This is a genomic window from Pseudomonas brassicacearum, from assembly GCF_003732225.1.
In the GTDB taxonomy this organism is placed as follows: domain Bacteria; phylum Pseudomonadota; class Gammaproteobacteria; order Pseudomonadales; family Pseudomonadaceae; genus Aquipseudomonas; species Aquipseudomonas brassicacearum_E.
This window is the reverse complement of the sequence record NZ_MOBJ01000002.1, coordinates 186,379-200,118: the sequence shown is the minus strand read 5'-3', so window position 1 is coordinate 200,118 and position 13,740 is coordinate 186,379. Positions and strand designations below refer to the sequence as shown.

Here is a 13,740-nt window from a genome sequence, read left to right as displayed (position 1 = left end):
CAGCTCCTGGGTTCTCGCACAACACTGAGTCGTGCGAGAACCGGTTGAGACAATGACGATCAGTCGACCAGTTTGTCCGCGAGCGTCTTGACGCGACTCAGATCCCCCTTGGCGACCTTGGTCACGCCAGTGCCGTATTCAGGGTCAGCCTTATAAAGGAAGGACAGAATGATGTGCTTGCTTTCGTCATCCGTGGTGGCCAGCGAGCCACCAAAGCTTTCGATCAGGTCGCTGCGTTCCTTCTTGCTGAACGAGCGATACAGATCGCCGGCCTGCTTGAAGTTTTGCTCGCGCTGGATCTTCGCCTGCTGGGTCGTACCCGACAGCGCCGACTGGCTGTAGCGTGCTGTTTGAGGTTCCTCACGCGACTCCAGACGACTCGGCTGATAGTTCACACCACCGCTGCTGTGACCGGCGTTCATCGCACCGTCCTGATTACCGTTGTTCACCGTTGTTTTTGGCGCATTGATCGGTAACTGCAACGCATTGGCGCCTAGGCGATAGAGTTGCGTATCGGCATAAGAGAACACTCGACCTTGCAACAAACGATCTTCCGAAGGTTCGATTCCCGGAACTAGATTGGCCGGTGCCATGGCAACTTGTTCGGTTTCCTGAAAGACATTCGCAGGATTACGATTGAGCACCATTTGTCCAACTTTTCGCTCAGGGATACCCGGCCAGATCTTGGTAGCATCCAATGGATCAAAATCAAACTTGTACACATCTTGCGGTTTTAGAACCTGAATGTACAAATCCCACTTTGGAAAATCGCCCTTGTTAATATGAGCGACCAGATCATTGGTCATATGACTGTAGTCTTGACCCTGAACCTTGGTAACGGCTTGCGGGTCGAGATTATTAATACCCTGCAAACTTTTCCAATGAAACTTTACATAACTGACTTCGCCTTTGGCATTCACCAGTTTATAGGCGTGAACTCCATTACCGTCCATTTCCCGGTAACTCGCCGGCGTACCGGAGTTGGAATACAACTCGGTCAGTGTCCGAGTGGCTTCCGGGACATGGGAAAAGAAGTCGAACCGGCGTGAGTCATCATCCAGATTGGTGCGCGGATCCGGCTTGAAGGCGTGGACCATGTCCGGGAATTTGATTGCATCGCGGATGAAAAAGGTCGGGAAATTATTGCCGACCAGGTCCCAGTTGCCGTCTGCAGTGTAGAACTTGGTGGCAAAGCCTCGTGGGTCGCGCAGGGTTTCCGGGGAGTGGTTGCCGTGTACCACCGCGGAAAAACGCACAAACACTGGCGTCGTCTGGCCAGCGGCAAAGACTTTGGCCTTGGTCAGGTCGCTGAGGTCGTCGGTCACGGTGAAACTGCCGTGGGCACCCGTACCGCGGGCGTGTACAACCCGCTCCGGGATGCGTTCGCGGTCGAAGCGCTGGAGCTTCTGGATCAGTTGCACGTCCTGCAATAGCACCGGGCCAGTGGCCCCTGCGGTCTGTGAGTTCTGGTTGTCGCCTACGGCAGCGCCGTTATCGCGGGTCAAGGTCGTCGCGTGAACGGAGAACGACAGCAGGCTGGCGGTCAAGACGCCGAGTGTACGGCGATGGGGAAAAGCCTCTCGGATAATGGCGGTGGTCATGTCAATTCCTCTGATTTTGTGTAGCGCATCCAGGTGCGCTGAACAGAGGCTAGTGACCGGGCAGTCAAAACATAAATAGAAAGAACGCAATGCGTCGATTGAGAGTTTTTTCTGGTCTGTCAGTGGGTTGGCGCGTATTCACGCGCGATTGATGGCACTTTGTAAACTATTTGCCAGTAAGCGGGTCGATAGCTGCGAGCGCTGTAAGCAGTTGTGTCGAGCAAGACCCGACTTGCTGATTTACACTGCGCTCACCAACCTCATCTGTAACAAGGAATAACCTATGGGCGTGATAAGTGAGTTCAAGGCCTTCGCGGTCAAAGGTAATGTGGTCGACATGGCGGTCGGTATTATCATCGGCGCCGCGTTCGGCAAGATCGTTTCGTCGTTTGTCGGTGACGTCGTCATGCCGCCAATCGGCTTGCTGATCGGTGGGGTGGACTTCGCGGACCTGGCGGTCACGCTGAAAGCGGCGCAGGGCACTGTCCCGGCCGTGGTGCTGGCCTACGGTAAATTCATCCAGAGCATTATCGACTTCCTGATCGTCGCGTTCGCGATCTTCGCGGGCGTGAAAGCCATCAACCGCCTGAAGCGTGAAGAAGCTGTGGCGCCAAGCCTGCCGCCGGTTCCGACCAAGGAAGAAGAACTGTTGAGCGAGATTCGCGACCTGCTCAAAGCGCAGAACAAACAGCCCTGAAAGCTGTACTGCGATAAAAAACGGCGCCTGACGGCGTAATGCCAGTCAGTAGAGATTCCGGGGCGACGCATATCCCGTAGCAGCTGGCGAAGCCTGCGTTCGGTCTGGGCCGCATCCGGACGAAGCGGTCGTAAAATCATGCATTGAGGTCTTCCAGTAATCCGTGGATGCCGAATTTGCGACGGCTACGCCGCCGAACGCAGGCTTCGCCAGCTGCTACGGATTGCATACTGGCTTAACTGATGGCGCCGTTTTTCATTACCAGTAGTTCTCGACGGCGACTTGGCCAGGTCGACGACTCAGGCTCAGTTGCATGTCGCGCTCTTTCAGCAAATTGCGTGTGTCATCGATCATCTGCGGGTTGCCGCAGAGCATTACTCGCGAATGCTCGGCCGTTATGGCGACGCCAGCCACCCGCTCCAGCTCACCATTCTTGATCAACTGGGTGATGCGCCCGCTCAATGCGTGCGGATGCTGCTCGCGGGTAACAGTGGCGATGAATTGCAGTTTATGGTGGTGCTCCGCCAGATAGTCACGCGCTGCCAACTCGGCAATCAGCGCCTGATAAGCCAGTTCCCGCACTTCGCGTACGCTATACACCAGAATGATTCGCTCGAATTTCTCCCAGACCTCAAAGTCCTGCAGAATCGAGAGAAACGGTGCGATGCCGGTACCTGTGGACAACAACCAGAGATCACGTCCATCGACAAAGCGATCAAGGGTCAGAAAGCCAAAGGCCTGACGGTCGACCATCAAGGTATCGCCCACCTTCAGACGACTCAGCTCGCTGGTGAATTCACCCTCCGGTACAACGATGGAAAAGAACTCAAGAAACTCGTCATGGGGTGAAGAGACCATGGAATAGGCACGCCATATCGTGCTGCCATCGGGCTTGGTCACCCCTAACCGGGCAAATTGCCCGGCCCGAAAACGAAAGCCAGGATCTCGCGTGGTGCGTAGCGTGAACAGATTGGGTGTTAACGGCTGGACATCAAGCAAGGTTTGGCGGGTGAACTTCTCTGCGCTGACGGTCATGGGGCGCTCCATAGGTCTGATCGCCCCAGTGTCCCGCAAAGCTGCGCGAAGAAACACCGCCGGTTTGTAGTGGTATTAATGAATGGAAATTCATTAACCAAAAGTTAAACGCTCGGGCCGCTGCCCGAACATAAAAAAAATTTAATGTCTATAAATGACAGTCTACCCCTCACGCTCTCTACAGAGACTGCCACCCTAAGAACCGGTTATTCATTTAACGGGCCACTCAAGAGCAAAAAAATCACTTCATGCGCGTAAGACTTATCCTACAATCGTGACGCGTGAGCTTTGGATCCGATCGGCATCCACCAAGCACCATAAAGGGAGAGGGCTCTATGGATATCTGGAAGGAAACCCAGCTAAAACAGCTGATTTATGAGTCAAGTATTGAAAATGCTTACAAGATCGCACTCGGTTTCTTTAACAACCTTGGTTATGAATACTGCGCATTTTCGATGATTTCTCATACGACAAGCCATTGTTTTAATGACATAAACCTTAATAATTACTCACATAGCTGGAACACTCACTATGAGCAAAACAAGTACTCCACGATAGATCCAATAGTGGCGCATTGCTGCCAATCAATGCTGCCCATTCTCTGGGACAGAGACACCTTCGCCAAGGCCCCCGAGCTCTGGCGATCGCTCGCGGAACAAGGCTTGCAGTACGGCTGGTCACAGCCGGTACATGACGTTAACAACCACAGCAGCAGCATGCTCAGCGTGGCCCGAAGTCATTGTCGGATCAGCGCTTATGAACTCTATGAAAACCTCGGTTACGCGACGTTCATCAGCCATAAGCTGCACACCCTCGCCACGCAAAAGCTGACCAGCAAGAATTCGGGCTGCGTGAGCGTGACTCATTTATCGCCACGAGAAACGGAGGTGCTGAAGTGGTCTGCGGAAGGCAAGACCGCCCTGGACATCGGGATCATCCTCAATCTCAGCCCGCGTACGGTGAATTTCCACATTGGCAGCGCGATCAGGAAACTGGGCGTCACCAACAAGATTTCTGCCGTCGTGCATGCGGCAAAGAGTCATTTGATCTGAACCTCAACTAATACCACGGCGTGTCAGCGCTGAACACGAAGGAAAACCAACGAGTAATCCAGCGGAAAAAAACGTACCATTTACGTCCCTCTGAGTGATGACGCGAGAGACCTCGCGACGAATTCCGCTCAGGCGGTCCCGCCAGCATTCAATACGTGCAGAACCGCGGGACACCCGTTGATTATCCAGAGTCCCCGCCTCATGCCCCTGCTCGAAAGTCCCTTCGCCCAACTTGACCTGATCCGCCAACCCGAACAGCAGAACGAACCGCTGCAAGCTTTCGATGCGGCCGACGAGTATCTGCTCGATCATCTGGCCGAACAGCAGCCCAACGCCGATACCCGGGTTCTGGTGCTCAATGACAGTTTTGGTGCGCTGGCGGCGAGCCTCGCCGGCAAGGTTCAGGTCACGAGCAGCAGCGACTCCTTCCTCGCGATCCAGGCCCTCGAAAAGAACCTGGTACGCAATGGCCAGGCATTTGATGCAGTGCCAACAGTGCCCGCCAATGCGCCACTGGTCGGTCCATTCGATCGGGTACTGATCCGCGTACCCAAAACCCTGGCGTTGCTGGAAGAGCAATTGATCCGCCTGCAAACGCAACTGGCACCCGGCGCACAAGTGGTTGCCGCGGCCATGGTCAAACACCTGCCACGGGCTGCCGGTGATCTGCTGGAGCGCTATATCGGCCCGGTGCAAGCTTCGCTTGCGGTCAAGAAAGCCCGCTTGCTGATTGCCACACCCGACGCCAGACAACCCGCGCAGTCGCCCTACCCGACTCGCTACAAACTCGACGAGCCGGCAATCGAGCTACTCAACCACGCCAACGTGTTCTGTCGCGAAGGTCTGGACATCGGCACCCGGGCATTTCTCCCTCATCTTCCGAAAAACCTCGGTAACGCGCGGGTCGCCGATCTGGGTTGCGGCAACGGTGTGTTGGCAATCGCCAGTGCCCTGCAAAACCCGCAAGCCCATTACACGCTGGTGGACGAGTCGTTCATGGCCGTGCAGTCCGCTGCCGAGAACTGGCAGGCCGCCCTCGGTGAGCGCGATGTCATCGTGCGCGCGGGCGATGGTCTGGCCGGGCAGGAACCGCAATCGCTGGACGTGGTGCTGTGCAATCCACCCTTCCATCAGCAACAGGTGGTCGGTGACTTCCTCGCCTGGCGGATGTTCCAGCAAGCTCGCGAAGCGCTGGTGGTGGGCGGCGCGCTGTACATCGTCGGTAACCGTCATCTGGGTTATCACAGCAAACTGGCGCGCCTGTTCCGGGGTGTCGAACAGGTTGCGGCAACGCCCAAATTCGTGATCCTCAAGGCCCGTAAGTAACGGCCAACGCCCAGGCAAAAAAACCCTCCAGCGGAGGGTTATAAATCCGTGCCGCAAAGCACGGGATGGGATGTTCGGGTCGATCAGTGAGTGGTCAGGCCTGCAGCATTCATGAACATGCGCATCAGGCTGGCCACGACAAACAGCGCCAGTACGCTGCCGGTCCAGATCATTGCCAACCAGCCAAGACGTTGCCAGAGCGGCTTCTTTTCAGCCTGCTCGATTTCCTGCAAAGAGTGTTTATTAGCCATTGCCCGAGTCCTCGGTCTGGTTTTGATGGCGCCGGTCAAGACGCCATCGCGAGCAAGCTCTGCTCCTGCTAGTGGTAACCGTCTTCGTGGGTCACCTTGCCGCGGAACACGTAGTAGCTCCAGAAGGTGTAGCCCAGAATGAACGGGATGATGAACAAGGTGCCAACCAGCATGAAGCCCTGGCTTTGCGGCGGTGCGGCGGCGTCCCAGATCGAGATCGACGGCGGCACGATGTTCGGCCACAGGCTGATTCCCAGACCGCTGTAACCGAGGAAGATCAGCACCAGGGTCAACAGGAACGGCGTGTAGTGAGCGTTACGGGCCACAGCGCGCAGTAAACCGTACATCGTCACCAGCACCAGGATTGGCACCGGCAGGAACCAGAACAGGTTCGGCAGGGTGAACCAGCGCGCAGCAATCTCGGCATGCGCCAGCGGGGTCCAGATGCTGACGATTCCGGTCACCGCCAACACCACGAACGCCAGCGGTCGCGCCAGGTTGTGCATCTGCTCCTGCAACTTGCCTTCGGTTTTCATGATCAGCCAAGTGCAGCCGAGCAGCGCATAAGCGACGATCAGCGCCACGCCACAGAACAGCGAGAACGGTGTCAGCCAGTCCAGCGTGCCGCCAGCGAACTGTCGATTGACCACCGGTATGCCGTCGATAAACGCCCCGAGCGCGACGCCCTGAAAGAACGTCGCCGTCAGCGAACCGCCGATGAAGCACTTGTCCCAGATGTGCCGCTTGTCGTCCTTGGCCTTGAAGCGGAACTCGAAGGCCACACCGCGGAAGATCAAGCCGATCAGCATCAGGATCAGCGGCAGGTACAACGCCGACAGCACCACCGAATACGCCAGCGGGAAGGCGCCGAACAATGCCGCGCCACCCAATACCAGCCAGGTTTCGTTACCGTCCCAGACCGGGGCGACGGTGTTCATCATCACGTCGCGGTCACGGTCGCCCTTGATGAAGGGGAAGAGAATGCCGATCCCCAGGTCAAAGCCATCCATGACCACGTACATCATGATGCCGAAGATGATGATCACGGCCCAGATCAGCGGAAGATCAATACCCATGACTCAATTCCCCTTGTTCAGACTGTGGCTGTGATCACCGTTATCGTCGGCCGCGGAAAGCGGACGGGCCGGCGTGCGTTGCTGACCAGGGCCACCGTGGCTCGTTTCAGCACCTTCGTTGATTTTCGGCCCTTTGCGCACCAGGCGCATCATGTAGCCCAAACCGACACCAAACAGCGAGAAATAGACCACGACGAACAGCGCCAGCGTAATGCTCATCTGCAAGAAACTGTGCATGGATGAAGCGTCGGCAGTGCGCATCAGCCCGTACACCACCCACGGCTGACGGCCGATTTCAGTGGTGAACCAACCGGCGAGAATCGCAATCAGGCCCGATGGCCCCATCCACAAGGCCAGGTAGAGGAACGCACGGTTCGAATACAGCCTGTCACGCTTGCGCAGCCACAGGCTCCACAGCCCGGTGAAGATCATCAGGAAGCCCAGCCCGACCATGATCCGGAACGACCAGAACACGATGGTCGAATTCGGCCGGTCTTCAGGGGCGAACTCCTTGAGCGCCGGAACCTGTTTGTCCAGCGAGTGAGTCAGGATCAGGCTGCCCAGGTAGGGAATCTCTACCGCGAATCTGGTCTTCTCGGCTTTCATGTCCGGCCAGCCGAACAGGATCAGCGGGGTCGGTTCATTGCCGACGTTTTCCCAGTGACCTTCGATCGCAGCGATTTTTGCCGGTTGATGCTCGAGCGTGTTGAGGCCGTGGAAGTCACCGATCACCGCCTGAATGGGTGCAACGATCAGGGCCATCCACATGGCCATCGACAGCATGGTGCGAATCGCCGGGTTATCACGGCCCCGCAACAGGTGCCAGGCGGCCGACGAGCCGACAAAGAATGCAGTGGCCACAAAGGCTGCCGTGGCCATGTGCATCAAGCGGTACGGGAACGAGGGGTTGAAAATCACCGCCAGCCAGTCCACCGGAATCACCTGGCCGTTAACGATTTCGTAGCCCTGCGGGGTTTGCATCCAGCTGTTGGAGGCAAGAATCCAGAACGTCGAGATCAGCGTGCCGATGGCCACCATGACCGTGGCGAAAAAGTGCAGCTTGCGCCCGACCTTGTTCCAGCCGAACAACATGACGCCGAGGAAACCGGCTTCGAGGAAGAACGCCGTGAGCACTTCATAGGTCAGCAACGGCCCGGTGACGGAACCGGCAAAGTCCGAGAAGCGGCTCCAGTTGGTGCCAAACTGATAGGCCATGACCAATCCGGAGACCACGCCCATGCCGAAGTTGACGGCAAAGATCTTCGACCAGAAGTGGTACAGATCACGGTAAGTGTCGTTGTGGGTCTTCAGCCACAAGCCTTCGAGCACCGCCAGGTAACTCGCCAGGCCGATGGTGATCGCCGGGAACAGGATGTGGAATGAGATGGTGAACGCGAACTGAATTCGGGCGAGATCAAGTGCCTCCAAACCGAACATAAGTCTTCCTCTGTCTGGTAATACGGCTGCTGGCTGGAAGCCTGCACCCACCGCCCCCACGGTTATGGAGTGTGGCGAATTCAAATTCGTTGTTTTTTACAACCATCGCAACGCAGGGAGTCTGGCCATCTGGCCGTCAGAGCAAATCCACCAAGGGTTTTGATCTGGATCAAGTAACGATGAAAGAGTAGTCCCATTTTCGCCGCCGGACTGTGTGGTCTTTTGCCGCGTGACAGGTTGCCTCAGCCCCTCCTACCCTCCGACCTGCGCACCTTTAGTTACAACTTGGTGATAATCTCGATTTTTCCCCGCCCAGACCTGCCTGCCGATGCCAACCCAAGCTCCGTTGTTATTGCGCCATCACCGCCCGTTCATTGCGTTCTGGCTGGCACGGATATTCACCGCCAGTGGTTTCCAGATGCTCACCGTGGCGATCGGCTGGAACCTCTACCAACTGACCGGCAATGTGCTGGACCTGGGGCTGGTCGGGCTGGTGGAGTTCGCGCCACGGGTGTTGTTCATGCTCCACACCGGGCATGTGGCGGACCGCTATGACCGGCGCAAGGTCGCGGCCATCTGCCAATCGTTGCAGGCGATGATCGCCCTCGTCCTGGCCATCGGCAGTGCTACCGAGCATGTCACCCGCGAGATGATCTTCATCCTCGCGTTCCTGCTCGGCGCCGCCCGCTCGTTCGAAATGCCGACCACCCAGGCGTTGCTGCCCAGCATCGTGCCCAGCGCGCTGTTCCCCCGCGCCGTCGCGGCTGCGCAATCGGCGCAACAATCGGCCACCATCGTCGCGCCAGCGCTAGGCGGTTTGCTGTATGCCTTCGGCAGCGTCTGGGTGTATGGCCCGACGGTGATTCTGTACCTCATCGCCTGCACCCTGATGCTCAACCTGCCCGCACGACAAACCCCGCTGAACAAGGGCAAGGCGACCCTGGATTCGTTGCTCGCCGGGATTCGCTTCATTCGCAGTCGCCCGGACATTCTTGGCGCGATCTCACTGGACTTGTTCGCGGTATTGCTCGGTGGTGCCACGGCGCTGCTGCCGGTATTTGCCAAGGACATCCTGCTGACAGGTCCCTGGGGGCTGGGCCTGCTGCGCTCGGCGCCAGCGGTCGGAGCCTTGTTGATGTCGTTATGGCTGGCGCGGTTTGCCGTGGAGCGCAACGTTGGACGCGTCATGTTCACGGCCGTCGGGGTGTTCGGCGTCGCGACCATCGCCTTCGGCCTGTCGACCTCGTTCTGGTTCTCGTTGGCGGTGCTGGTGGTGCTCGGCGCGGCAGACATGATCAGCATGGTGATCCGCGCGTCCTTCGTGCAACTGGAAACCCCGGACGAAATGCGCGGCCGGGTCAGCGCGGTGAACGGTTTGTTCATCGGCGCCTCGAACCAGTTGGGCGAGTTCGAGTCCGGCCTCACCGCCCACTGGTTCGGCACCGTACCGGCGGTGGTCATGGGCGGGATCGGTACGCTGCTGGTCACCGGGACCTGGATCAAACTGTTCCCGACCCTGGCCCAGCGCGACCGCATGCATGTGCCGGTGGATGAGCCGAAAGCCTCAGCGGTATCCGCTACACCAGCAACTCCCCCGCCACCGCAGCCCTGACGGCCTTGCCACACAGTCGTTCAACCAGCACCAACGCAAACGCCAGGGCAGCGCTCGAACCTTGAGCGGTGATGCAATTGCCGTCGATGACCACGGGTTGATCGACGAACGTACAGCCGAGCAAATGATGGCTGGCCGCAGGCAGGCAGGTCATGCGCCGCTGACGCAATACGCCAAAGGCTTGCAGCGCCAGCGCCGGTGACTCGGCGATAGCGGCGAACAGGCGCCCGGCGGCGGATTGATCCTTGACCAGCTGTAACAAGGGTTGATGAGCTGCCAGGCGCTGAGCGCCCACGGCGCCGCCGGGTAAAACGACCAGATCGAACGGTTGCGCCAGCACATCGACCAGCATCGCGTCGGCGGTCAGTCGGGTGCCACGGGCGCAGGTGAGCATGCGCCGCGATTCGATGCTCGCCACCACCACTTCGACTTTCGCACGGCGTAACACGTCGATCAGTGTCACGCCTTGCAGGTCGTCGATACCTTCGGCAAGGGTAATCAGGGCTCTAAAGGTCATGGTCTGCGTCCACAGGGTGATCTTTAAAGCGTAGTCAGCTTTGCTGACAGATGTTCGAGCGGTGCTGTTACCCAATGAAAGCTACTTGATGTACAGCTGCGTCGACATCGTATTGCCGGGGGCATTGATCGAGGTATTGCTGAAGGTGAACGTACCTTCCTGCTTACCCGCCAGATCAAAGACGTAGAGATTGCCGACGATCTTGCTGGCCATGCCGGAGCATTCCGTCAGATTGCCGTTGCCATAGGCGCAGACAGGGGTCCGTACGCCATCGACTTCAAAGCCGTCCAGCGTTGCATTCGGCAGGCGGCCGTAGCCGATCTCCAGCACATAGATCTTGATGTTCGGTCCTGCGTGATCGCACTGCGTCTTCTCCTGCCCTGGCGCAATATTTTCAATGCCGCAGGACGGCGACTGGACCTTGAGGACCTTGACTTCACTCAACGGTGGTGCGGACGCCGCCATTGCGCTTTGCGCGCCGACCAACAAGGTGCCAAACAGGCTAAATGCCAGAATCATCCTGCTCTTTATAGAAGACATATTCCCTCCTGAAACCAGCGCGCAGTATGCCCCACTCCCCCAGACGACAAAACATCGGCGACGATCGCAGCCATAGCCGCACGCTGCTGGTATGATGCGCGGCTTTTTCCGACCGACAGAAAATACTCAGGCGCCTGGCACGGCCTGTGCTTTGCTGTTGAAGTCGATACATTCACGGCGCCAGGCGCGCCACGGGGAGCAGACATGCTGGAAAGGCTGTTTCAACTCAAGGCACACAACACCAACGTGCGTACCGAGATTCTTGCCGGTATCACGACCTTTTTGGCCATGGCCTACATTCTGTTCGTCAACCCGAGCATCCTCGGCGAGACCGGCATGGACAAGGGCGCGGTGTTTGTCGCAACGTGCCTGGCTGCGGCCATCGGCTCGACGACCATGGGCCTGATCGCCAACTACCCGATCGCGCTGGCACCGGGCATGGGCCTGAATGCCTTCTTCACCTACACCGTGGTTCTGCACATGGGCCACACCTGGCAAGTGGCGCTGGGTGCGGTGTTCATCTCGGCGGTCATGTTTTTCCTGTTGTCGATCTTTCGCATCCGCGAATGGATCATCAACAGCATCCCATTGGCGTTGCGCTCGGCGATTGCCGCCGGTATCGGCCTGTTCCTGGCGCTGATCGCCCTGCACAACGCCGGTATCGTGGTCAGCAACCCTGCGACCATGGTTGGCCTCGGCGACCTGAAACAACCGGCACCGATCCTCGCGACCCTGGGTTTTGCGTTGATCGTTGCCCTTGAAGCCCTGAAAGTGCGCGGTGCGGTACTGATCGGCATCCTGGCCGTGACCATCGTTTCCATCGCCCTGGGCTTCACACCGTTCGGCGGCGTGATGGCGATGCCACCTTCGCTGGCGCCGACCTTCCTGCAACTGGACATCAAGGGCGCGTTGGACATCGGTCTGGTCAGCGTGATTTTCGCTTTCCTGTTCGTCGATCTGTTCGACAACTCCGGCACCCTGATCGGCGTCGCCAAGCGCGCCGGCCTGATGGGCAAGGACGGTCACATGCCAAAAATGGGTCGTGCGCTGATCGCCGACAGCACCGCGGCCATGGCCGGTTCCCTGCTGGGCACTTCGACCACCACCAGTTACATCGAATCGGCGGCGGGCGTCAGCGCCGGCGGTCGTACCGGTCTGACGGCGGTAGTCGTGGCGATCCTGTTCCTGCTGGCGCTGTTCTTCGCACCGCTGGCCAGCAGCGTACCGGCGTTCGCCACCGCACCCGCCCTGCTGTTCGTCGCCGTATTGATGACCTCGGGCCTGGCGGAAATAGACTGGGACGACATCACCGTCGCCGCGCCTGTGGTGGTCACCGCGCTGGCCATGCCGTTCACTTACTCCATCGCCAACGGTATCGCGTTCGGTTTCATTTCCTGGACCGCGATCAAGTTGCTGTCCGGCCGTGGCCGTGAACTGAACTCGGCGTTGGTGATTCTGTCGATTCTGTTCGTGATCAAGTTGGGTTGGTTCAACGCATGACTTTCGATTCCCAGGCTTACACTGCTCAGCTCGAAGAAAAGGCCACGCGCCTGCGTGACCTGCTGGCGCCGTTCGATGCACCTGAACCTGCGGTGTTCAACTCGCCATTGAAGAACTTTCGCCTGCGCGCCGAATTCCGTCTGTGGCGCGAAGCCGGCGAGCGTCACTACGCGATGTTCTCCCAGGAAGACAAACGCACGCCGATCCTGATCGAAGAATTCCCGATCGCAAGCCTGCGCATCAACCAGTTGATGCCGCAGCTCAAGGCCGCCTGGCAAGCCAGCGCCGCCTTGAGCCACAAGCTGTTTCAGGTGGAGTTCCTGACCACCCTGGCCGGTGATGCGATGATCACCTTGTGTTATCACCGTCCGCTGGACGAACACTGGCACACGGCGGCTTCAAAACTGGCCGCAGACCTGAATGTCAGCGTGATCGGTCGTTCCAAGGGCAAACGCGAAGTGATCGGCCATGATTATGTGGTCGAGAAACTTGAAGTCGGTGGTCGCACCTTCAGCTATCGCCAACCTGAAGGCGCATTCACTCAGCCGAACGGCACAGTGAACCAGAAGATGCTCAACTGGGCGTACGACGCCCTGGGTGATCGTTCCGACGATTTGCTGGAGCTGTATTGCGGCAACGGCAACTTCACCCTGCCGCTGGCGACCCGCGTGCGCAAAGTGCTGGCTACCGAAATCAGCAAGACCTCGGTGAATGCGGCGCTGAGCAACCTCAGTGAAAACGCTGTGGATAACGTCACTCTGGTGCGGTTGTCTGCCGAAGAGCTGACCGAAGCGTTGAATGAAGTTCGCCCGTTCCGCCGTTTGCACGGCATTGATCTGAAGAGCTACGAGTTCGGTAGCGTATTCGTCGACCCGCCGCGCGCCGGCATGGACCCGGACACGTGCGAGCTGACCCGACGCTTCGAGAACATTCTGTACATCTCGTGCAACCCGGAGACGCTGGCGGCCAACATCGCCCAATTGCACGACACCCACCGCATCACCCGCTGCGCGATGTTCGATCAGTTCCCGTGGACGCACCACATGGAATCCGGGGTCTTGCTGACCCGGCGTTGATCGCACACGTTCAATACAAA

Annotated in this window: 13 protein-coding genes; 6 read left to right on the top strand and 7 right to left on the bottom strand. The window is 58.3% G+C overall.

What is annotated here, in order from left to right; translation table 11 throughout:
• Positions 1-59: 59 nt before the first annotated feature.
• Complete coding sequence (gene katB, locus BK659_RS02515) at positions 60-1,601, bottom strand: catalase KatB (RefSeq protein ID WP_123423568.1); 1,542 nt, start codon at positions 1,599-1,601, stop codon at positions 60-62.
• A 283-nt stretch (positions 1,602-1,884) separates the two neighbouring features.
• Here katB and mscL point away from each other — a divergent pair, with 283 nt between their 5' ends.
• Positions 1,885-2,298 (top strand): large-conductance mechanosensitive channel protein MscL, encoded by a 414-nt coding sequence (gene mscL, locus BK659_RS02510; RefSeq protein ID WP_123423567.1) that lies wholly within the window; start codon positions 1,885-1,887, stop codon positions 2,296-2,298.
• A gap of 258 nt (positions 2,299-2,556) precedes the next feature.
• On the opposite strand, the gene BK659_RS02505 is transcribed toward mscL, so the two are convergent.
• Complete coding sequence (locus BK659_RS02505) at positions 2,557-3,333, bottom strand: ferredoxin--NADP reductase (protein WP_123423566.1); 777 nt, start codon at positions 3,331-3,333, stop codon at positions 2,557-2,559.
• A 335-nt stretch (positions 3,334-3,668) separates the two neighbouring features.
• Between BK659_RS02505 and BK659_RS02500 the strand changes: the two genes are divergently transcribed.
• Together BK659_RS02500 and BK659_RS02495 are read left to right on the top strand one after the other, a co-directional pair.
• The gene (locus tag BK659_RS02500) at positions 3,669-4,385 is read left to right on the top strand and encodes an autoinducer binding domain-containing protein (protein WP_123423565.1); all 717 of its coding nucleotides are present in this window, start codon (positions 3,669-3,671) and stop codon (positions 4,383-4,385) included.
• A 201-nt stretch (positions 4,386-4,586) separates the two neighbouring features.
• Complete coding sequence (locus tag BK659_RS02495) at positions 4,587-5,711, top strand: methyltransferase (RefSeq protein ID WP_123423564.1); 1,125 nt, start codon at positions 4,587-4,589, stop codon at positions 5,709-5,711.
• A gap of 83 nt (positions 5,712-5,794) precedes the next feature.
• Here the strand turns inward: BK659_RS02495 and BK659_RS02490 are convergent, their stop codons facing one another.
• From BK659_RS02490 to BK659_RS02480, 3 genes are all read right to left on the bottom strand, one after another.
• Complete coding sequence (locus tag BK659_RS02490) at positions 5,795-5,962, bottom strand: DUF2474 domain-containing protein (protein ID WP_123423563.1); 168 nt, start codon at positions 5,960-5,962, stop codon at positions 5,795-5,797.
• A 68-nt stretch (positions 5,963-6,030) separates the two neighbouring features.
• Entirely contained in the window at positions 6,031-7,038 is a 1,008-nt protein-coding gene (gene cydB, locus BK659_RS02485) for a cytochrome d ubiquinol oxidase subunit II (protein ID WP_123423562.1), read from the bottom strand.
• 3 nt (positions 7,039-7,041) lie between these two features.
• Positions 7,042-8,475, bottom strand: a complete 1,434-nt coding sequence (locus BK659_RS02480; protein ID WP_123423561.1) for a cytochrome ubiquinol oxidase subunit I — start codon at positions 8,473-8,475, stop codon at positions 7,042-7,044.
• 328 nt (positions 8,476-8,803) lie between these two features.
• On the opposite strand from BK659_RS02480, the gene BK659_RS02475 reads away from it, so the two are divergent.
• Entirely contained in the window at positions 8,804-10,087 is a 1,284-nt protein-coding gene (locus tag BK659_RS02475) for an MFS transporter (protein ID WP_123423560.1), read from the top strand.
• Here BK659_RS02475 and BK659_RS02470 read toward each other — a convergent pair.
• A complete protein-coding gene (locus BK659_RS02470) occupies positions 10,053-10,604 on the bottom strand; it encodes a DJ-1 family glyoxalase III (RefSeq protein ID WP_123423559.1) in 552 nt (183 codons plus the stop codon). The two genes, BK659_RS02475 and BK659_RS02470, sit on opposite strands and share 35 nt — an antisense overlap.
• Positions 10,605-10,685: 81 nt before the next feature.
• Complete coding sequence (locus tag BK659_RS02465; protein ID WP_123423558.1) at positions 10,686-11,123, bottom strand: DUF4879 domain-containing protein; 438 nt, start codon at positions 11,121-11,123, stop codon at positions 10,686-10,688.
• Between the two features lie 225 nt (positions 11,124-11,348).
• On the opposite strand from BK659_RS02465, the gene BK659_RS02460 reads away from it, so the two are divergent.
• A complete protein-coding gene (locus tag BK659_RS02460) occupies positions 11,349-12,644 on the top strand; it encodes an NCS2 family permease (protein ID WP_123423557.1) in 1,296 nt (431 codons plus the stop codon).
• Positions 12,641-13,720: a tRNA (uridine(54)-C5)-methyltransferase TrmA gene (gene trmA / locus BK659_RS02455; protein WP_123423556.1), complete on the top strand. Its 1,080-nt coding sequence runs from the start codon at positions 12,641-12,643 to the stop codon at positions 13,718-13,720. Before BK659_RS02460 ends, trmA begins: the two co-directional genes overlap by 4 nt.
• The last annotated feature ends 20 nt before the right edge of the window (positions 13,721-13,740 follow it).

Excerpts from the sequence above, each read along its gene's own strand:
- BK659_RS02500 (WP_123423565.1), top strand. The coding sequence starts at position 3,669 with ATGGATATCTGGAAGGAAACCCAGCTAAAACAGCTGATTTATGAGTCA.
- BK659_RS02470 (WP_123423559.1), bottom strand. The coding sequence starts at position 10,604 with ATGACCTTTAGAGCCCTGATTACCCTTGCCGAAGGTATCGACGACCTG.
- mscL (WP_123423567.1), top strand. The coding sequence starts at position 1,885 with ATGGGCGTGATAAGTGAGTTCAAGGCCTTCGCGGTCAAAGGTAATGTG.
- BK659_RS02460 (WP_123423557.1), top strand. The coding sequence starts at position 11,349 with ATGCTGGAAAGGCTGTTTCAACTCAAGGCACACAACACCAACGTGCGT.
- katB (WP_123423568.1), bottom strand. The coding sequence starts at position 1,601 with ATGACCACCGCCATTATCCGAGAGGCTTTTCCCCATCGCCGTACACTC.
- BK659_RS02490 (WP_123423563.1), bottom strand. The coding sequence starts at position 5,962 with ATGGCTAATAAACACTCTTTGCAGGAAATCGAGCAGGCTGAAAAGAAG.
- BK659_RS02480 (WP_123423561.1), bottom strand. The coding sequence starts at position 8,475 with ATGTTCGGTTTGGAGGCACTTGATCTCGCCCGAATTCAGTTCGCGTTC.
- BK659_RS02465 (WP_123423558.1), bottom strand. The coding sequence starts at position 11,123 with ATGATTCTGGCATTTAGCCTGTTTGGCACCTTGTTGGTCGGCGCGCAA.
- BK659_RS02505 (WP_123423566.1), bottom strand. The coding sequence starts at position 3,333 with ATGACCGTCAGCGCAGAGAAGTTCACCCGCCAAACCTTGCTTGATGTC.
- cydB (WP_123423562.1), bottom strand. The coding sequence starts at position 7,038 with ATGGGTATTGATCTTCCGCTGATCTGGGCCGTGATCATCATCTTCGGC.
- trmA (WP_123423556.1), top strand. The coding sequence starts at position 12,641 with ATGACTTTCGATTCCCAGGCTTACACTGCTCAGCTCGAAGAAAAGGCC.
- BK659_RS02475 (WP_123423560.1), top strand. The coding sequence starts at position 8,804 with ATGCCAACCCAAGCTCCGTTGTTATTGCGCCATCACCGCCCGTTCATT.
- BK659_RS02495 (WP_123423564.1), top strand. The coding sequence starts at position 4,587 with ATGCCCCTGCTCGAAAGTCCCTTCGCCCAACTTGACCTGATCCGCCAA.